The following is a 16,495-nucleotide window of genomic DNA, read 5'->3' as shown; positions in this document are numbered from 1 at the left end:
GTCTCACAGCGAGGAGGTCGAACGAGAGGCTTTGGTGCGCACCACCACCTCCAGGCCCAGCAGGTCCATCAGTTCCAACACCTTCTGCAGCTGCACCGTCGGCTTGCCGTTCTCCAGGTCGACGATGAAGCGGTTGCCGGTGTTGCCCAGGCCCGCCAGGTCGAGTTGCTTTAAGGCTAGGCGCTTGCGCTGCTGGCGGATGACGGCGCCCAGCTCGACGGAGGAGCGGATGGGCGTCTCTGCATCAGTGGGGTTACCGATCGGTAAGTCTTGGGCCGAGGGCGGCATGGCAGGCGCTCGAAGTTACCTTTCGGTAATTTTCGGTGCCGACCAGCTGGAGGTCAAGCGAAAGTGACTGATCGGTAATCGATGGCCAATTGGCGGCCTGTTGGCGCCTCAGCGCGAGTCGCTGCCGTCATGCGCCGTGAAGTGGTGCAGGCCGTGCTTCACCTTGCCCATCGCCACGCCACAGGGGCGACTCGCACAAGTGAGGCACCATGCGGCTCTGCAGCTTTCGCGCCGGCAGCACGTGCTCGGCGTTGCAGGCCAGCTCCTTCAGCTTCTGCAGCCACTCCACCGCCAAGGACGGCAGCGGGATGTCCAGCGGCTGGCCGGTCTTGGTGCGGATGCCGGGCAGGCGCCACACCGGCGGGTCGGCCTCCAGCTCGAACTCCTCCCAGCGTTTGGCGATCAGCTCGCCCTTGCGCACGGCCAGCAGCAACAGCAGCTTCATCGTCAGCTCGTTCTGCACGCTGAAGCCCTTGGCTTGGCGCATCGCTTCGAACAATGTCACCAGCTCGTCGCGTGACAGCGCGCGCTCGCGGGCGAGTTCCTTGCCGCCGGCATCCGCCAGGTCGAGGCCGCTGCCGGGTTGAAGCGCACCAGGTGGCGCTTGATGGCGTAGTCGAACATGCGCCGCACCCAGCGCAGCACGTCGTTGGCGATGGTTGGCGCGCCGCGCTTGACGACAGCGCGCAGCATCGTGTCGATGCGCCGCGGCTCCACCGCATCCAGTGCCAGCTTGCCCAGGTGCGGCTTGATGTCTTTCTCGATGCGGCTGCGCACGATGTTCGGGTGCTTGCAGCGCCCGTTGTTCATGCGCTCGAAGTACTCGTCGGCGAGCTGGCTGACGGTGGTGACGCTGCGCGCGGCCTCGATGCGGGCCAAGGCGGTGGACTTGCGCTCCTTCTTCTCGCCGGCCACGTCATGGCCGAGGGCGATCTTGGCGCGGAGTTCCTTCGCGGCTCGGCGTGCAGCGGCGAGGGTGAGATCCGAGTAGCTGCCGATCTCCATAACCCTCGGCTTGCCGGAGAAGCGATACCGCAGTCGCCAGCTGGGTGCTGTGCGCTTCTCTCGCCAGGTCAGCACGAGACCATCGCCGTCGGAGCGGCCCTCGAATCGTTCCCCGGGCCGGATCCAGGCCCGGATCGCCACGTCAGTCAGCTTTCCAATCGCCACCCCTTGCCGTGTGTACACACTGTCGGCTGGTTCGCCTTGTCGGTACACGCCGGCGTACACACAAATTCTGGGATGGGGTGGGCCGCTGTTCAACCTCCTGAAACGCTAAGCCCGCGCAAACGCTGGACTTTCCGGCCGCTTGGGGGGGGCAACAGACCCGGTGAAACCTCACTCGATGTTCTGCACCTGCTCGCGCATCTGTTCGATGGCCACCTTCATCTCGACGGAGATGTTGGTCAACTCCAGAGCGGCGGACTTGGACCCGAGCGTGTTGGCCTCACGGTGTAGTTCCTGGATCAGGAAGTCCAGCCGCTTGCCCAGTTCGCCGCCCTTCTTGAGCAGCCGCGTGAGTTCTTCCAGGTGGGCGCGCAGGCGGCCGAGTTCCTCGGCCACGTCGATGCGGATCGCAAACGCTGCCGCCTCGTTCAGCGCGCGCTCTTGCAGCGCGTCCTGCGGCACGCTGGTGTTGGCGCCGGTCGCGGCCAGGGCTTCCTGCCAGCGCTCTAGAAAACGCTGCTGCTGCCGCTGAACGACGGCGGGCAGCAGCGGCTCGGCCTCGTCGGCCAGCGTCCGCAGCCGTGCGATGCGCTCCAGCAGGATGGCGACCAGCTTCTCGCCCTCGCGCTCCCGGGACTCCGCCAGGCCGTCGACGCAGGCGCGCGCGGCTTCCAGCGTCGTGGCGTCCAGCTGAGCCGGCGCGGCCGCGCCGGTCTTGCACCAGTTCAGCGCTTCCTGCACGGACAGCGGTTTGGCGTCCGGCAGCCAGGCGCGCACCTTGGCCTCCAGGCTTGCCAGCCGGTTGAGCTGCTCCGGCAGCGGTTGCGGCCAGGCGCCATCGGCCTCGCGCTGCGTGTTGATGCGCAACTCGATCTTGCCGCGCTTGAAGCGGGCGGCGATCAGTTCGCGCAGTTGCGGTTCCAGTCCACGCAGCTCTTCGGGCATGCGCATGGACAGGTCCAGGAAACGGCCATTGACGGATCGCAGCTCCACACTGACGGCAGTCTGTGCAGTAGTGCTGCCGTCCTCGGCTTTAGGGGGTTGCGCCAGGGAATTCGCATACCCGGTCATGCTGTAGACTGGCATTTCGCACTCGTAATAACAGACGTTAACCAAGAGATTTAACGCGATTATGTCCAAGCCGAAGCCGGCGCCCCTGCCAGCAGGCACGGTGGTTGGGGGCTACCAGATCATCAAGCGACTGGCGGCAGGCGGTTTTGGGGTGGTGTATCTGGCCGAAGACCCGGACCATCACCTTGTTGCGTTGAAGGAATATCTGCCGTCCTCGCTGGCCGAGCGCTCTCCCGGTGAATTGACGCCGCGCGTCAAGCCCGAGAAGCAGCCGCTGTACCGGCTCGGCCTTAAGAGCTTCTTCGAGGAAGGCCGGTCGCTGGCGCAGATCTCGCACCCGAGCGTCGTCTCGGTGCTGAATTTCCTGCGCGAGAACGAGACCGTCTACATGGTCATGAACTACCTGCAGGGCGACACGCTGCAGGACTTCATCGTGACCGCGCGCGACATGAAGCGCGACAAGGTCTTCCGCGAGTCGACGATCCGCAGCCTGTTCGACGAGATCCTCCGCGGGCTGCGCATCGTCCACCAGCACAAGATGCTGCACCTGGACATCAAGCCGGCCAACATCTTCATCACGAACGACAACAAGGCCGTGCTGCTGGACTTCGGCGCCGCGCGCGAGGTGCTGAGCAAGGAAGGCAACTTCATCCGCCCGATGTACACGCCCGGCTTCGCCGCGCCCGAGATGTACCGGCGCGATGGCTCGCTCGGCCCCTGGACCGACATCTATGCGATCGGCGCCTGCATCTACGCCTGCATGCAGGGCTATCCGCCCAACGATGCGCCGCAGCGCCTGGAGAAGGACCGCCTGAACCTGAGCCTCTCGCGGCTGCGCAACGTGTACTCCGACAACCTGCTCGAGGTCACCGAGTGGTGCATGTCGCTGGATGCGTTGTCGCGTCCGCAGAGCGTCTTTGCCCTGCAGAAGGAACTCGCTCGCGAGACTGAAAGACGCTATACCAAGCTGTCCTTCAGCGAAAGGCTCAAACTGCAGCTTGAAAACCTGAAATCTGGAGCAAAGGCATGACCGGCCCTCGCGCGAACCGTCGTTCGCTGCCCCGTGAGGGGATGCATTGCTTCGCCGGGGCTGCCGGGCGGGAGGACTGATGCGATTCAACGTCTTCCAGGTCAGCCGTCGCGGCGGCCGCGAAACCAACGAAGACCGCATGGGCTATTGCTTCACGCGGGAAGCGGGGTTGTTCGCGCTGGCTGATGGCATGGGTGGCCACCCCGAGGGTGAGGTCGCCGCGCAGATCGCGCTGCAGACGCTCGCCGCGCTGTTCCAGCAGGACGCCCGGCCGGTGCTCGAGGATCCGCAGCGCTTCCTGCAAGAAACCATCGTCATCGCGCATCACCAGCTGCTGCGTTATGCCGAGAGCAAGGGCTTGTCCGACACGCCGCGCACGACCGTCGTCGCCTGCATCTTGCAAGGCAACCAGGCGTGGTGGGCGCATTGCGGCGACTCGCGGCTTTATTTGGTGCGCAACGGCAAGCTCATCGCCCGCACGCGCGACCACTCCTATTCCGAGTTGCAGGAAGCCCTGGGCCGCGTCGGCCGCGGCACCGAGCCCTTCAACCGCAACGTGTTGTTCACCTGCCTGGGCAGCCCGGGCAAGCCCATGGTCGACGGCCAGGGGCCGCTCGTGCTGGAGGCGGGAGACCGCCTGCTGCTGTGCTCGGACGGGCTGTGGAGCAGCGTCGAAGATCACGAGATCGTCCAGCAGCTGGCCGATCAGGCCATCTCCGAGGCCGTGCCCGAGCTCGTCGAGCAGGCGCTGCGCCGCGGTGGCACGCGCAGCGACAACGTCACTTTGCTGTCCGTCGAATGGGAAGGCGAGGGCGACCCCGCCGGCGACACGACGCAAAACCTCGGCAACTCCGGCTTTGCCTCGACCATCCAGAGCGCGCTGGACGCCGACCTGGTGGCAGGCATGGATGATGAAGAGATCGAGCGCTCAGTGCGCGAGATCAACGAAGTCATCCGCGAACGCTCGGCCAACCGCCGCTAACTCCCTTTTTGTCATGACCCAGAACCTCACGCGCAGCGCGGGCCGCGCTGTCGATCAATTGCGCCCTGTGCGCATCACCCGCGGTTTTACCGTGCACGCTGAGGGCTCCGTGCTGATCGAGTTCGGCGCCACGCGCGTGCTGTGCACGGCCTCCGTCGAAGAGCGCGTGCCGCCGCACAAGCGCGGTTCAGGCGAGGGCTGGGTGACAGCCGAATACGGCATGCTGCCGCGCGCTACGCACACGCGCGGCGACCGCGAGGCCGCCCGCGGCAAGCAGAGCGGCCGCACGCAGGAAATCCAGCGCCTCATCGGCCGTTCGCTGCGCGCGGTCTTCGACCTTTCGGCACTCGGCGAGCGCACGATCACGCTGGACTGCGATGTGCTGCAGGCCGACGGCGGCACGCGCACGGCGGCCATCACCGGCGCCTTCGTCGCGGCGCAGGACGCCGTCAACCGGCTGCTGGCCGACAGCAAGCTGTCGCGTTCGCCGATCAAGGATTCGGTGGCGGCCATCTCGGTGGGTATCGTCGATGGCGTGCCGCTGCTGGACCTGGAGTACACCGAGGACTCGGCCTGCGACACCGACATGAACGTCGTCATGACCGGCTCGGGCGGCTTTGTCGAGTTGCAGGGTACGGCCGAAGGCGTCGTCTTCACGCGCGACGAGATGAACGCGTTGCTGGACCTGGCGGACAAGGGCATTCGCGAGTTGCTGGCCGCCCAGCAGGCCGCACTCGCCGCCAAGCCATGAAGCTGGTCCTCGCGTCCAACAACGCCAAGAAGCTTGTCGAGTTGCAGGCGCTGTTCGGGCCGCTGGGCATCGAGCTGGTCAACCAGGGCAGCCTCGGCATCCCGGAGGCGGATGAGCCCTTCCACACCTTTGCCGAGAACGCGCTGGCCAAGGCCCGCCATGCCGCGAGGCTCAGTGGTCTGCCCGCGCTGGCCGACGATTCGGGTCTGAGCGTTGAGGCGCTGGGCGGCGCGCCGGGCGTGCGGTCGGCGCGTTACGCGCTGGACGCCGGTGGCGAGAAGAGCGACGCCGCGAACAACGAGCGCTTGCTGCGCGAGATGGCCGGCGTGGCGGATCGGCGTGGGCGCTTCGTTTGCGCGCTGGTGGCGGTGCGCAGCGCCGAGGACCCCGAGCCGCTGATCGCAATGGGCCGCTGGGCCGGCGAGATCCTCACGGCGCCGAGCGGCGAGGGCGGCTTCGGCTACGACCCGTTGATGCATATCCCGGCGCTGGGCCGGACCGTCGCCAGCCTGGGTGCCGACGTGAAGAACCGCCACAGCCACCGTGCGCTGGCGGCCGCGTACCTGATCACGCAGTTCCGCGACGTCTGGCACCTGGGCTGACGGCATGGCGGATCTCGCACACCTGATGCGGCCTGGCACCCTGCAGCTGCCGGCGTTGCCGCCGCTGGCACTCTACGTGCACCTGCCGTGGTGTCTGCGCAAGTGCCCTTACTGCGACTTCAATTCGCACGAGGTGAAGCTCGGCGGCCTGCCGGACGAGACGGCGCAGGCCTACCTGGCGGCGCTGCGGGCCGACCTGGAGGCGGCGCTTCCGCTGATCTGGGGCCGGCATGTCGTCAGCGTCTTCATCGGCGGCGGCACGCCCAGCCTGTTCAACCCGGAACAGATCGCGCAGCTGATCTCCGACATCCGCGCCCGGCTGCCGCTGGAGCCGGCCTGCGAGATCACGCTGGAAGCCAACCCCGGCACCTTCGAAACCCAGCGCTTCGCGGGTTTTCGGCAGGCGGGCGTCACGCGGCTGTCGGTGGGCGTGCAGAGCTTCGACGATGCTCAGCTCAAGACGCTGGGCCGCGTGCATAGCGCCAGCCAGGCGCGCGAGGCACTGGCCGAGGCGGCGTCTGCCTTCGAGACTTTCAACCTCGACCTGATGTACGCGCTGCCCGGCCAGACGCTGGACGCCCTGGCCCGCGAGCTGGACACGGCGCTGTCCTTCAATCCACCGCACCTGTCGATCTACCATCTGACGATCGAGCCCAATACCGTCTTCGCGACCCGCACGCCCGAGCGCCTGCCGGACGCCGATCTCGCCAGCGACATGCTGGACCTGATCACCGCGCAGACGCAATCCGCCGGGCTGTCGCGTTATGAGGTTTCTGCCTACGCCCGCGAGGGGCACCGCTGCCAGCACAACCTGAACTACTGGGAGTTCGGCGACTACCTCGGCATCGGCGCCGGCGCGCACAGCAAGCTCAGCTTCCCGCATCGCGTGTTGCGCCAGGTGCGCTGGCGCGAGCCGGCGGCCTACATGGCACAGGCCGACAAGGTCAGCAACGAGCACGAGGTGGCGCGCAAGGACCTGCCGTTCGAGTTCATGCTGAATGCGCTGCGGCTCAAGGATGGCGTGGCCTTCACGCAGTTCCTGGAGCGCACTGGCCTCCCGCCGTCCAGCATCGGCACGGCGCTGCAGACGGCGCGCGATAGCGGCCTGCTCGCGGCCGATCCGGCGCGTATCCAGCCGACCGAGCGAGGCTTCGACTTCCTCAGCGATCTGCAGCAGCTGTTTCTGTGAGCTGCCGCTGCAGCGCGGCGATCTCCGCATGCAGCCAGTCGCAGAAGGCGCGCACGGCCACATCGTCGCGCAGCGCTTCCGGGTAGGCGATCTGGTAGCCCCGCATCGCGTCGAGGTCCACCGAGTGCGGATGCACGCGCACGAGTCGCCCCGCCAGCAGCGCGTCGGCCGCGAGCACTTCGCGGGTCAGCGCGATGCCCATTCCCTGTTCGGCGGCCTGCAGCATGACGCCGGCATCGTTAAAGCTGGCGACGACGACGGGTGACGTGACGACGCCGATGCCGGCGAACCAGGCCTGCCAGTCCTCCGCGTCGCCCAGCAGCGGCTGCTGGGTCAGTAGCTCTGCGGCTCGACCGACCAGCGGGCTGGCCAGCGCGGGCGCGGCGATGGCGATCAGCGGCGACTGGAACAGCGGCTCGATGACAAGACCCGGCCACGGCCCGCGGCCCACGCGCAGGCCGATCTGGTAACCCTCGCGTTCGAGGTCGACGATCTGCTGCGACGTGTGCAGGTCCAGCGTGATGCAGGGCTGCATCGCCTGCCAGCGGGGCAGGCGCGGCATCAGCCAGCGCTGTGCGAAGGAAGGCAGGGCGGTCACACGCAGCGTCTGCGCGGATTTGCCGTGGGCCTGGCTGGCGGCCAGCAGGCCGGCCTGCAACTCCGCAAAGATCTTGTCCACCCCGCGCTGCAAGGCCTGGCCCGCAGGGTTCAGCGTCAGTCGACGCCCCTGGCGCGTGAACACGTCGAACCCCAACGCCCTTTCCAGCCCGCGGATCTGCTGGCTCACGGCGCTGTGCGTCAGGTGCAGCGACTCGGCGGCGGCGCGAAGGTTCTCGGTGCGCGCCGCGGCGCGGAACGCCGCGAGGTAGTGCAGCGGAAAACGGTCCAGAGGTGCCATCTGGTTAGCTGATTGAACCAGTCAGTGCAGAAATCAGCGCTTTCCGGTGCTGATTTGGGTCAATAGCATAACCAACACATTGAAAGGAGTGGCCATGACCGCCTTGTCTCGCTGGATTGCTTCCCTGCCGCTCACGCCGCTGGCCGCGCTGACCCTTCAAGGCGTGGCACCGGTGACCGCCGCCTTCACCGACTCGAATGCGGAGATGAAGGACGCGGTCCGGACCGACTCCGTCGTCGTGGGCGGCAAGGCCGCCCGGCCGCCAATGCAGGCGGCCTACGTGCCGACGTCGGCCAAGAAGCTGGACGGCTTCAAGCCAGTACTGCCGCCCGAACCACCGCCGTCGACCCGCCAAGTGGCCAAGTCCGAACTGCCGACCTCGGCACGGCGTTGAAGCCGCATGCTCAGACGCGGTTCATCGACACGCCTACCGTGGCGCGGAGCCGCTCCAGCACTTTCGTGGCGATCTGGTTCAGCGGTAGGACCTCGTCGGCGGCGCCCGCCGCGATGGCTTCTCGCGGCATGCCGAAGACGACGCAGCTGTGCTCGTCCTGGCAGTAGTTGTAGGCGCCGGCATCCTTCATGACCTTCATGGCCCGGGCGCCGTCGGCACCCATTCCGGTCAGCATGATGCCGATCGCGTTGGGGCCGACGACCTTGGCGGCAGAGAGGAACAGCGCCTCGACCGACGGCTTGTGCCGGTTGACCGGATCGCCGTCCTGCACGCGGGCGATGTAGTTCGCGCCGCTGCGCTCCACGGTCAGGTGCAGGCCACCCGGCGCGATGTACCCGTGGCCGGGCAGGATGCGCTCACCGTCCTGCGCTTCCTTCACGCGGATCTTGCACAGGCCGTCCAGCCGGGCCGCATAGCTCTTCGTGAAGCCGGGCGGCATGTGCTGCGTAATGACGACGGCCGGGCTGTCGGCCGGCAGGTTGATCAGCACGTCCTTTGTCGCCTCGGTGCCGCCGGTGGAGGCGCCGATGAAGATGATCTTCTCGGTGGAGGCCTTGCCGAGGCTGGCCATCGTGACCGCCTTGACCGGCGCGGCGGGGGCGGCGCCCGGGGCTGCCGGCGGCGGGGCGCGGCGGATGTGCGCCTTGGCGGCGATGCGGATCTTGTCGGTGATGTCCTGCGCCAGCAGCCGGATGCCATCGGCCACGCCGATCTTCGGCTTGGCGACGAAGTCCACCGCGCCCAGCTCCAGCGCCTTCAGCGTCACTTCGGCACCGCGCTCGGTCAGCGTGGACACCATGACGACCGGCATCGGCCGCAGCCGCATCAGCCGGGACAGGAAGTCCAGCCCGTCCATGCGCGGCATCTCCACGTCCAGCGTGATGACGTCGGGGTTCAGTGTGCGGATCATCTCGCGCGCGACGAGCGGGTCGGCCGCCGCGCCGATGCATTCCATGTCTGCCTGGCGGTTGATGATCTCGCTGAGGATGGAGCGCACGAGCGCCGAATCGTCCACCACCACGACCTTCGTCTTGGCCATGTGTCAGCCTCCTCAGAACAGGTCGATGGAGCCGCCGCTGCTTGCCACCGGCTGCACCTTCTGGATTGCGGCCTTGTCCTGTTGGACGAGGGCCTCGGTGTTGGTCGGCGCCAGGCGCTTGACCATGGCCTTGCCACTGGCAGGCAGAAAGCAGACCTTGCGTGGGTACACGTCCATAACGTCCTTGGAGACGATAGGAATGCGTTCGAGCTTCAGGAAGTCGATGACGAAGTTGGTGTTGCGCTCGCCGACGTTCAGCGAATTCATGCCCGAGATGACGGCGCCGCCGCCGAAGATCTTGGCCTCCATGCGGCTTTTGCTGGCGCCGCGCTTCATCATCTCGTTGATCAGCAGTTCCATTGCAAAGGTGCCGTAGCGGCCGGAGTCGCCATTGCCCTCGGGCAGCATGAAGTGGTTCATGCCGCCGACCTTGGCAACGCGGTCCCACAGGCAGGCGGCGATGCACGAGCCCAGCGTCGTCATGACCAGCAGGTCTTCCGTGTCGACGAAGTATTCGCCCGGCAGGATCTTGACCGCCGCGTTCTTGAAGTGCGCGTCGTAGAAGAAGAACGAGGCCTCGCCCTGCTTGCGGGGCATGTTCTTGAGCTGGGCAACGCGCGCCACCGCGGCCGGGTTGCCGAGGGTCGATGCCGAGGCGAGGGGCGTACTCATGATCAGACCCGTTCGTAGATGGTTTTGCCGCGGAGCTTGAACAGGTCACGCGATTCGGTGAAGTTCTCCGAGTGGCCGACGAAGAGTAGGCCGCCCGGGCGCATGACGCGATGGATGCGTTCCAGCACCTTGCGCTGCGTCTGCGCGTCGAAATAGATCATGACGTTGCGGCAAAACACCATGTGGAATGGGTCGCCCAGTTGCCACTGGGCGTCCATCAGGTTCAGCGGGCGGAAGTCGGCCCAGCGCTGGAGATCGGGCTTCACGCGGATCTTTCCCGAATTGCTGCCCGTGCCGCGCATGAAGAAGGTCTTCAGGCGTGTCGCGTCCAACCCGCGGGCATCGGCGTTGTAGACACCGCGGCGCGCGGTCGCCAGCACGTTTGTGTCGATGTCGCTGGCGACCAGCTGTACCGACGCATTGGCCCCCAGGGCCTCGTGGCAGGTCATCAGGATGGAATACGGCTCTTCGCCGGTGGACGCCGCGCAGCACCAGATGCGCACGGGCTTGCCGGCGAAGGGCTTGAGGTCGTCCTTCAGCGCCAGGAAGTGGTGATCCTCGCGAAAGAAGGACGTGAGATTGGTCGTCAGGCAGTTGACGAACTCCTGCCATTCGGCGGCGCCCGACGTGCCGGTCATCGTCTCCAGCCACTGCAGGTAGTTGGCGAAGCTCTTGTGCCCCGTCTCGCGCAGGCGGCGCGACAGCCGGCTGTAGACCATCGCATGCTTGCCGTCGTGCAGGCTGATGCCCGCGTGCCTGTAGATCAGCTCGCGCACCCGGTCGAAATCGGCTTTGCTGAAGCTGAATTCGTGTTCGAGAGTTTCACCCCCAGGGGCGGCGTCTTGGACGGGCATGTCAAAGGATCAGATGTGTTTGCGCTCGCAGCAGCTCTGGCAGCGGCGCGTCGATTCTGCACCGCAGGTCGTGTTGTACGGCCCTCGCATGAGCCGCCATAGTGCAAACAGGCTCCAGGAACGTGCCTGTTTCACGACCTGAGAGTGAAAGGGCCGCTGATAGACTGACCTGAAACCACAATCCGTCCATTGACCGTTCCCGCGACACCCTTTGGAACACCGCCTGCCCGCTTCCACGCTGATCGACGTCCAGACGCTCGATCTCGACCAAGCCCTGCAGCTCCTGCAGCAGGCCGGCGCACCGCTGCCGGATGAAGCGCGCTACAGCGCGCCCTGGCTGCAGGCGGTCATCGATGCGCTGTGCGACCTGTCGAGCAAGGATGCGCTGACCGGCCTCGTCAACCGCCGCAGCTTCGAAATGGCGTTGGCTCGCGAGACCGACCGCGTCGCGCGCGCCGGTGAGCCGGCGCTGCTGCTGATGCTGGACATCGACCATTTCAAGGCCGTCAACGACACCTACGGCCATGCCGCGGGCGACCGGGTCATCCGCGCCGTCGCGGACACCATCGCACAGACGGTGAGGCCGATGGACGTGGCAGCGCGCGTGGGCGGCGAGGAGTTCGCCGTCATCCTGCCGAGCTGTGCCTCCCACGTGGGTCTGGCGGTCGCCGAGCGCTTGCGCGAGCGTGTGGCGGCGCTCGGCGTCGAGGTGGCCCCGGGTCAAATGATTCGGGTCACCATGAGCCTGGGTGGCGCTTTCGCGCCGCAGTGGGTGCGCTCGTCGCCGCTGCTGTGGACGGAGCGGGCCGATCGCCAGCTCTACCGCGCCAAGGCCGAAGGCCGGAACCGCGCCTGCCTCGAACCGCAAGTCGATTCCCTGGTCAGTGCAGAAGAGAAGGGCATGTTGTTTGCCTCCATGAACCTCGATACGCAACAGGACCTGCCATGAGCACGACCCCCGATCCTGCTGCACCGCGCCCCGCCCGCGCAGGCGCCCGAACGCTCGCCGTCACCAGCGGCAAGGGCGGCGTCGGCAAGACTTTCGTCACCGCCAACCTTGCCGCGGCGCTGGCCGCCCGTGGTCAGAAGGTGCTGGTGCTGGACGCCGACCTGGGCCTGGCCAATCTCGACGTGGTGCTCAACCTGCACCCCAAGCTCACGCTGCACGACGTCTTCACCGAGAAGGCCACGCTTGAGCAGGCCATCCTGCCGGCACCCGGCGGTTTCTCGGTGCTGCTGGCTGGTTCCGGCATGGTGGAGTACTCGCGCCTGACGCCCGACGTGCGCGACAAGCTGCTGCACATCATCGACCTCGTGAAGCCCCGCTTCGACTGGGTGTTGCTCGACACCGGCGCCGGCATCTCCGACGTGGTGCTGTTCGCGATCTCGCTGGCGCAGGACGTGCTCGTCGTCGCCACGCCCGAGCCCACCTCGCTGACCGACGCCTACGCGACGATCAAGGTGCTGGCCACGCAGCAGGAGCGCCGTCAGGTTTGGCTGGTCGTTAACCAGGCCAACCGCGTCGGCGAGGGCAAGCTGATCTGCGGCCAGCTGCAGCAGGTGCTGCAGCGCTTCGTCGGCCCGACGCCGGGGCAGACCTTCCGGCTTGAGCTGTTCGGTGAGGTCAAGTCCGACCCCGCCGTGCGCCAGGCGGTGCTGAAGCGCCAGCTGATGCTGGAGCATTACCCAGGCTGCGACGCGGCGCAGGCCATCAAGGCCTTGGCCGGCAAGCTGCTGGGTTGACGACCGTGACGTCCGCCGCGCCCGCGCCAGCCACGGCTTTCGACTGGGTCGGCGGCGAGGCGCGTGTTCGCGAACTCGTCGACCGCTTCTACGACCTGATGGATCTGGAGCCCGCCTATGCGCGGCTGCGGGCTGCGCACGGCACGACGCTGGACGATGCGCGTGACAAGCTGTTCTGGTTCCTGTGTGGCTGGCTGGGCGGCCCCGACCACTACATCAGCCGTTTCGGTCATCCACGCCTACGGGCACGCCATTTGCCGTTCCGCATCGGCATCGCGGAGCGTGATCAGTGGTTGGCCTGCATGGCTCAGGCCATGCAGGAAGCCGGCCTCGATCCTTCGCTGCAGGCGCGGCTCGCCGAGTCCTTCGCAGGCACGGCCGACTGGATGCGCAACACCGACGGCTAACGCCGCTTTGTAACGGTGCTCGGATGGGGCGCCTGCTCACGTAGCATGTGTCCGATGAATGCTGCTGCCGATTTGCCGCATGTGCTCGTCGTCGATGACAACCCCGATGCGTCCGAAGTGCTGGCCCTGTTGATCGAAACTGAGGGCTTCACCGCCGCGACGGCGGCCACGCTGGCGCAGGCGCGGGAGCAGGTGGCGAGCCACCGTCCGGACTTGGTGTTCCTGGACCTGAACTTGCCCGATGGCAACGGCATAGACCTGCTGGCCGAGCTGAAGAACGACCAGACGACGTCGTCGATCAAGGTCGTGTTGCTGAGCGGCCTACTCAAGCCGCACTTGAAGGACGAAGCGCATCTGCTGGGTGCTTCGGCCGTGCTTCTGAAGCCGTTGGATCACGGGCAGCTGTCGGCTGCCCTAGACCACGCGCGCTAGCGTCCGTGCGAGTGCCGTTGCCGTTGCCGTTGCCGTTGCCGTTGCTGGTGGGTCGGGACTTGGCGTCCGTGGCTTGGCCGCGCGCCATAAGGGGGGCGGTGTGACGTCCCCCATGCCGGATCGAGGACGTGTTCAGGACGACGTGATGACCGCGCTGCGCGCGGTCACGCGTCCGCACCATGACCGCATCGAGCGCCTGCTGGCGCTGGACGCGCCGATGGCGCTCTCAAGGTACGGCACGGTGCTGACGGGCTTCGAGCGGTTCCTTGCCGCGTGGGAGCCGGAGGTGCGTGAAGCGCTGCCGGCCCGGCTGCATGGTTGGCTTGGCGAGCGCAGCCGGCTGGACTTTGTCAGGCACGACCTGGAGGCGCTCGGTCGTTCCGCTTCCAACTCCGGTGCTGCGCAGACGCCGCGCTGCCTGCCGGCGTGTGACGTGGCGGCCGCCTTCGGTTCGCTGTACGTCATCGAGGGCTCGGCACTGGGCGGCCAGGTCATCACGCCGCGCCTTGCGTGCGACTTGGGCGTCGGGCCCGGCCGGGGGGCGAGCTACTTCCACGGCCATGGCGAGCGCACCGGCGCGATGTGGCGCGAATTCCGGCTTCAGGCGACCACCGAGATCGGCGACGACCCGTCCTGCCACGAGCTGGCCTGCCGCGCCGCGGTTCAGACTTTCGAGGCCCTCATCGCCACCTTCGAGTGCCTGTTGCCATGACCCCAATCGACCTGCCTGCCTCTACGGTCGCGGACTGCGCCAGCGAGCCCATCCGCGTGCCCGGGGCGATTCAGCCGCATGGCTGGCTGCTGTGCCTCGATGCGGCGCAGGGCAGCGTCGTCGCGTGGAGCGACAACTGGACGGCGCTGCTGGGCGAGTCCCCCGCGGCGGCACTTGGCGAATTCGCGGCGGCGCTCAGGTCCGACACGGCCGAGCTCGTGGACGGGGAGGGCGCACTGTCGCTCGGCCTGCGGACGCTGGCTGACAGGCTACTGCATGTGTCGGCCCACCGGCTGGCCGATCTCGTGCATGTGGAGCTGGAAGCGGCGGGCGACGACTTCGGCGCGCGTGCGCCCATCTACAGCTTGGCCCGGCACGTCGTGCCGCAGATGCAGCGCACGACGTCGGTCGAGATGGTCTGCGAGGTCGTCACCGCTGAGATGAAGCGGCTTACTGGCTTCGGCCGCTGTCTCATCTACCGTTTCGATGCCGATGGCCATGGCGAGGTGCTGACGGAGGTGTGCGACGCGGGCTACGACCGCTACCTGGCCCACCACTTCCCGGCCGGCGACATTCCGGCCCAGGCGCGCGAGCTCTACCGGCTCAACCACCTGCGCCTCATTCCCGATGCCCACTACACGCCGGTGCCGGTGCGCTTCGCGGACGGCCGCGCCACCGCGCTGACGCTGGACCTCTCCCTGGCCCAATTGCGCAGCGTCTCTCCCGTGCACCTGGAGTACATGCGCAACATGGGCACGTTGGCGTCGATGTCGGTGTCGATCATCGTGCGGGGCGAGCTGTGGGGCCTGGTGTCCTGCCATCACCACGAGCCGCACTATCTGTCCTACCAGACCCGGATGGCCTGCGAGCATCTGGGCCAGCTGCTGTCGTTGCAGATCGAGGCGAAGGAAGAGAACGAGCAGGTCAACGAGCAGCTGCGATTGCGCCAGCTGACGCTGGCCATGGTGGCCCACCTGGCCGATAGCGATGCGACGTTGCAGCGCCTCGTTGGCGAGCCTGGCCCGCTGCTGCGACTGGCCCGGGCCGCTGGCGCCGCCGTCATCCTGAACGACCAGTGCTGGTGCGTCGGCGACGTGCCGGACCGCGCCACGGTGCTTGCGCTGGGGCAGTGGCTGGCCGGCCGCATCGACGAGGTCATGCACACCGACCGCCTCGAGCAGGACGTGCCGTCTCTCGCCGGAGCGTGTGGCGCGGCGGCCGGCATGCTGGCCATCTCGATCTCAAGGTTGCACCGCCACTACGTCGTCTGGTTTCGGCCCGAGGTCGTGCAGACAATCACCTGGGCCGGTGACCCGCGCAAGGACGACGCTCCGCAAGCGCGGCTGCACCCACGGCGCAGCTTCGCGAGCTGGGTCGAAACCTTCAGCGGCCGATCGACGCCATGGCGGGCGGCCGAGATGCATGCGGTGCTTGAGCTGCGTCACGCACTGATCGGCATCGTGCTGCGCCGCGCCGAGGAGATGGCCGAGGTCGCCGCGGAGCTGGGACGCGTCAACAAGGAGCTGGAGGCGTTCTCGTACACCGTGTCGCACGATTTGCGCGCGCCCATGCGCCACATCTCGGGCTTCGTCGATCTGGTGCTGGAGATCGAGGGCCCGTCGCTGAGCGACCGTACGCGGCGCTACCTGTCCCATGTGAAGGAGGCCTCCGCGCATGCAGGTCTGCTGGTGGATGCGCTGCTGGACTTCTCCCGCATGGGGCGCTCCGCGCTGAAGTGCAGCTGGATCGACACCGATTCGCTGGCCGACGACATCGTCGCGGAGCAGGATGCGCTGGCCCGCGAGGGCCGCGACGGCCGCATCGAGTGGGTCGTCCGGCATCCGCTGCCGCGCCTGTGGGCCGACCCGGTGCTGCTGCAGCTCGCGCTACGCAACCTGGTCGGCAACGCCGTCAAGTACACCCGCACGCGCGCGGAGGCTCGCATCGAGATCGCGCCGGTGTGCGAGGCCCACTGCGAGGGGCTGGCCATCATCGACAACGGCGTGGGTTTCCAGATGAAGTACGTCGACAAGCTGTTCGGCGTATTCCAGCGGCTGCACAACAGCGAGACGTTCGAGGGCACGGGCATCGGCCTGGCCAGCGTGCGCCGCATCGTCGAACGCCATGGCGGCCGCGTACAGGCCTTCGGCGAGGTGGACCGCGGCGCCCGGTTCACGTTAGTCCTGCCTGTTCCGAACTGACCG

At 67.2% G+C, this 16,495-nt stretch carries 20 protein-coding genes; 12 read left to right on the top strand and 8 right to left on the bottom strand.

What is annotated here, in order from left to right:
• Positions 1 to 3 precede the first annotated feature (3 nt).
• The 4 genes from LXT13_RS25745 to LXT13_RS25730 all read right to left on the bottom strand — a co-directional run bounded on the left by LXT13_RS25745 (position 4) and on the right by LXT13_RS25730 (position 2,541).
• A complete protein-coding gene (locus LXT13_RS25745; RefSeq protein WP_233375180.1) occupies positions 4 to 288 on the bottom strand; it encodes a helix-turn-helix transcriptional regulator in 285 nt (94 codons plus the stop codon).
• Positions 289 to 415: 127 nt separating this feature from the next.
• A complete protein-coding gene (locus tag LXT13_RS25740; RefSeq protein WP_233375179.1) occupies positions 416 to 793 on the bottom strand; it encodes a site-specific integrase in 378 nt (125 codons plus the stop codon).
• Positions 790 to 1,434 carry a tyrosine-type recombinase/integrase gene (locus LXT13_RS25735; RefSeq protein WP_233375178.1) on the bottom strand — a complete coding sequence of 215 codons (645 nt, stop codon included), beginning with the start codon at positions 1,432 to 1,434 and terminating at the stop codon, positions 790 to 792. The genes LXT13_RS25740 and LXT13_RS25735 overlap by 4 nt, the downstream gene beginning before the upstream one ends.
• 192 nt (positions 1,435 to 1,626) lie before the next feature.
• Complete coding sequence (locus tag LXT13_RS25730) at positions 1,627 to 2,541, bottom strand: YicC/YloC family endoribonuclease (protein WP_233375177.1); 915 nt, start codon at positions 2,539 to 2,541, stop codon at positions 1,627 to 1,629.
• Between the two features lie 46 nt (positions 2,542 to 2,587).
• Here LXT13_RS25730 and LXT13_RS25725 point away from each other — a divergent pair, with 46 nt between their 5' ends.
• From LXT13_RS25725 to hemW, 5 genes are all read left to right on the top strand, one after another.
• Positions 2,588 to 3,556, top strand: a complete 969-nt coding sequence (locus tag LXT13_RS25725; RefSeq protein WP_233375176.1) for a serine/threonine protein kinase — start codon at positions 2,588 to 2,590, stop codon at positions 3,554 to 3,556.
• A gap of 79 nt (positions 3,557 to 3,635) precedes the next feature.
• On the top strand, positions 3,636 to 4,538 hold the full coding sequence (locus tag LXT13_RS25720; RefSeq protein ID WP_233375175.1) for a PP2C family protein-serine/threonine phosphatase: 903 nt from the start codon (positions 3,636 to 3,638) through the stop codon (positions 4,536 to 4,538).
• A gap of 13 nt (positions 4,539 to 4,551) precedes the next feature.
• Positions 4,552 to 5,289, top strand: a complete 738-nt coding sequence (gene rph, locus LXT13_RS25715; protein WP_233375174.1) for a ribonuclease PH — start codon at positions 4,552 to 4,554, stop codon at positions 5,287 to 5,289.
• Complete coding sequence (locus LXT13_RS25710; RefSeq protein ID WP_233375173.1) at positions 5,286 to 5,891, top strand: non-canonical purine NTP pyrophosphatase; 606 nt, start codon at positions 5,286 to 5,288, stop codon at positions 5,889 to 5,891. The genes rph and LXT13_RS25710 overlap by 4 nt, the downstream gene beginning before the upstream one ends.
• A 4-nt stretch (positions 5,892 to 5,895) precedes the next feature.
• Entirely contained in the window at positions 5,896 to 7,080 is a 1,185-nt protein-coding gene (gene hemW / locus LXT13_RS25705; protein ID WP_233375172.1) for a radical SAM family heme chaperone HemW, read from the top strand.
• Here hemW and LXT13_RS25700 read toward each other — a convergent pair.
• Positions 7,052 to 7,978 carry a LysR substrate-binding domain-containing protein gene (locus LXT13_RS25700; protein WP_233375171.1) on the bottom strand — a complete coding sequence of 309 codons (927 nt, stop codon included), beginning with the start codon at positions 7,976 to 7,978 and terminating at the stop codon, positions 7,052 to 7,054. The two genes, hemW and LXT13_RS25700, sit on opposite strands and share 29 nt — an antisense overlap.
• Before the next feature lie 94 nt (positions 7,979 to 8,072).
• Between LXT13_RS25700 and LXT13_RS25695 the strand changes: the two genes are divergently transcribed.
• Positions 8,073 to 8,372, top strand: a complete 300-nt coding sequence (locus tag LXT13_RS25695) for a hypothetical protein (protein ID WP_233375170.1) — start codon at positions 8,073 to 8,075, stop codon at positions 8,370 to 8,372.
• Between the two features lie 10 nt (positions 8,373 to 8,382).
• Here LXT13_RS25695 and LXT13_RS25690 read toward each other — a convergent pair whose 3' ends face one another.
• From LXT13_RS25690 to LXT13_RS25680, 3 genes are read right to left on the bottom strand one after another with little or no spacing between them, the layout of a single operon-like run.
• Positions 8,383 to 9,471, bottom strand: a complete 1,089-nt coding sequence (locus LXT13_RS25690; RefSeq protein ID WP_233375169.1) for a protein-glutamate methylesterase/protein-glutamine glutaminase — start codon at positions 9,469 to 9,471, stop codon at positions 8,383 to 8,385.
• A gap of 12 nt (positions 9,472 to 9,483) precedes the next feature.
• Positions 9,484 to 10,143, bottom strand: coding sequence for a chemoreceptor glutamine deamidase CheD (gene cheD / locus LXT13_RS25685; RefSeq protein WP_233375168.1), 660 nt, complete (start codon positions 10,141 to 10,143; stop codon positions 9,484 to 9,486).
• Between the two features lie 2 nt (positions 10,144 to 10,145).
• Positions 10,146 to 10,997, bottom strand: a complete 852-nt coding sequence (locus tag LXT13_RS25680) for a CheR family methyltransferase (protein ID WP_233375167.1) — start codon at positions 10,995 to 10,997, stop codon at positions 10,146 to 10,148.
• Positions 10,998 to 11,208: 211 nt separating this feature from the next.
• Between LXT13_RS25680 and LXT13_RS25675 the strand changes: the two genes are divergently transcribed.
• From LXT13_RS25675 to LXT13_RS25650, 6 genes are all read left to right on the top strand, one after another.
• Positions 11,209 to 11,946: a GGDEF domain-containing protein gene (locus tag LXT13_RS25675; RefSeq protein WP_233375166.1), complete on the top strand. Its 738-nt coding sequence runs from the start codon at positions 11,209 to 11,211 to the stop codon at positions 11,944 to 11,946.
• Entirely contained in the window at positions 11,943 to 12,740 is a 798-nt protein-coding gene (locus LXT13_RS25670) for a MinD/ParA family protein (protein ID WP_233375165.1), read from the top strand. The genes LXT13_RS25675 and LXT13_RS25670 overlap by 4 nt, the downstream gene beginning before the upstream one ends.
• Positions 12,737 to 13,147, top strand: a complete 411-nt coding sequence (locus LXT13_RS25665) for a group II truncated hemoglobin (RefSeq protein WP_233375164.1) — start codon at positions 12,737 to 12,739, stop codon at positions 13,145 to 13,147. Before LXT13_RS25670 ends, LXT13_RS25665 begins: the two co-directional genes overlap by 4 nt.
• 54 nt (positions 13,148 to 13,201) lie before the next feature.
• Positions 13,202 to 13,579 (top strand): response regulator, encoded by a 378-nt coding sequence (locus LXT13_RS25660; protein WP_233375163.1) that lies wholly within the window; start codon positions 13,202 to 13,204, stop codon positions 13,577 to 13,579.
• Between the two features lie 145 nt (positions 13,580 to 13,724).
• Positions 13,725 to 14,291, top strand: a complete 567-nt coding sequence (locus tag LXT13_RS25655) for a biliverdin-producing heme oxygenase (RefSeq protein WP_233375162.1) — start codon at positions 13,725 to 13,727, stop codon at positions 14,289 to 14,291.
• Positions 14,288 to 16,492: an ATP-binding protein gene (locus LXT13_RS25650; RefSeq protein WP_233375161.1), complete on the top strand. Its 2,205-nt coding sequence runs from the start codon at positions 14,288 to 14,290 to the stop codon at positions 16,490 to 16,492. Before LXT13_RS25655 ends, LXT13_RS25650 begins: the two co-directional genes overlap by 4 nt.
• The last annotated feature ends 3 nt before the right edge of the window (positions 16,493 to 16,495 follow it).

Origin of the sequence: Pelomonas cellulosilytica (genome assembly GCF_021353265.1) — a bacterium.
Lineage (GTDB): Bacteria > Pseudomonadota > Gammaproteobacteria > Burkholderiales > Burkholderiaceae_C > Pelomonas > Pelomonas cellulosilytica.
Note: the sequence above shows the minus strand (reverse complement) of the source record. Positions and strands in the feature narration are given on the sequence as shown.

What these genes read in the sequence shown, in the direction of transcription:
- LXT13_RS25725 (WP_233375176.1), top strand. Translation starts at nt 2,588, where the DNA reads ATGTCCAAGCCGAAGCCGGCGCCCCTGCCAGCAGGCACGGTGGTTGGG.
- cheD (WP_233375168.1), bottom strand. Translation starts at nt 10,143, where the DNA reads ATGAGTACGCCCCTCGCCTCGGCATCGACCCTCGGCAACCCGGCCGCG.
- LXT13_RS25700 (WP_233375171.1), bottom strand. Translation starts at nt 7,978, where the DNA reads ATGGCACCTCTGGACCGTTTTCCGCTGCACTACCTCGCGGCGTTCCGC.
- LXT13_RS25730 (WP_233375177.1), bottom strand. Translation starts at nt 2,541, where the DNA reads ATGCCAGTCTACAGCATGACCGGGTATGCGAATTCCCTGGCGCAACCC.
- LXT13_RS25745 (WP_233375180.1), bottom strand. Translation starts at nt 288, where the DNA reads ATGCCGCCCTCGGCCCAAGACTTACCGATCGGTAACCCCACTGATGCA.
- rph (WP_233375174.1), top strand. Translation starts at nt 4,552, where the DNA reads ATGACCCAGAACCTCACGCGCAGCGCGGGCCGCGCTGTCGATCAATTG.
- LXT13_RS25650 (WP_233375161.1), top strand. Translation starts at nt 14,288, where the DNA reads ATGACCCCAATCGACCTGCCTGCCTCTACGGTCGCGGACTGCGCCAGC.
- LXT13_RS25660 (WP_233375163.1), top strand. Translation starts at nt 13,202, where the DNA reads ATGAATGCTGCTGCCGATTTGCCGCATGTGCTCGTCGTCGATGACAAC.
- LXT13_RS25690 (WP_233375169.1), bottom strand. Translation starts at nt 9,471, where the DNA reads ATGGCCAAGACGAAGGTCGTGGTGGTGGACGATTCGGCGCTCGTGCGC.
- LXT13_RS25710 (WP_233375173.1), top strand. Translation starts at nt 5,286, where the DNA reads ATGAAGCTGGTCCTCGCGTCCAACAACGCCAAGAAGCTTGTCGAGTTG.
- LXT13_RS25670 (WP_233375165.1), top strand. Translation starts at nt 11,943, where the DNA reads ATGAGCACGACCCCCGATCCTGCTGCACCGCGCCCCGCCCGCGCAGGC.
- LXT13_RS25720 (WP_233375175.1), top strand. Translation starts at nt 3,636, where the DNA reads ATGCGATTCAACGTCTTCCAGGTCAGCCGTCGCGGCGGCCGCGAAACC.
- LXT13_RS25655 (WP_233375162.1), top strand. Translation starts at nt 13,725, where the DNA reads ATGACCGCGCTGCGCGCGGTCACGCGTCCGCACCATGACCGCATCGAG.
- hemW (WP_233375172.1), top strand. Translation starts at nt 5,896, where the DNA reads ATGGCGGATCTCGCACACCTGATGCGGCCTGGCACCCTGCAGCTGCCG.
- LXT13_RS25695 (WP_233375170.1), top strand. Translation starts at nt 8,073, where the DNA reads ATGACCGCCTTGTCTCGCTGGATTGCTTCCCTGCCGCTCACGCCGCTG.
- LXT13_RS25680 (WP_233375167.1), bottom strand. Translation starts at nt 10,997, where the DNA reads ATGCCCGTCCAAGACGCCGCCCCTGGGGGTGAAACTCTCGAACACGAA.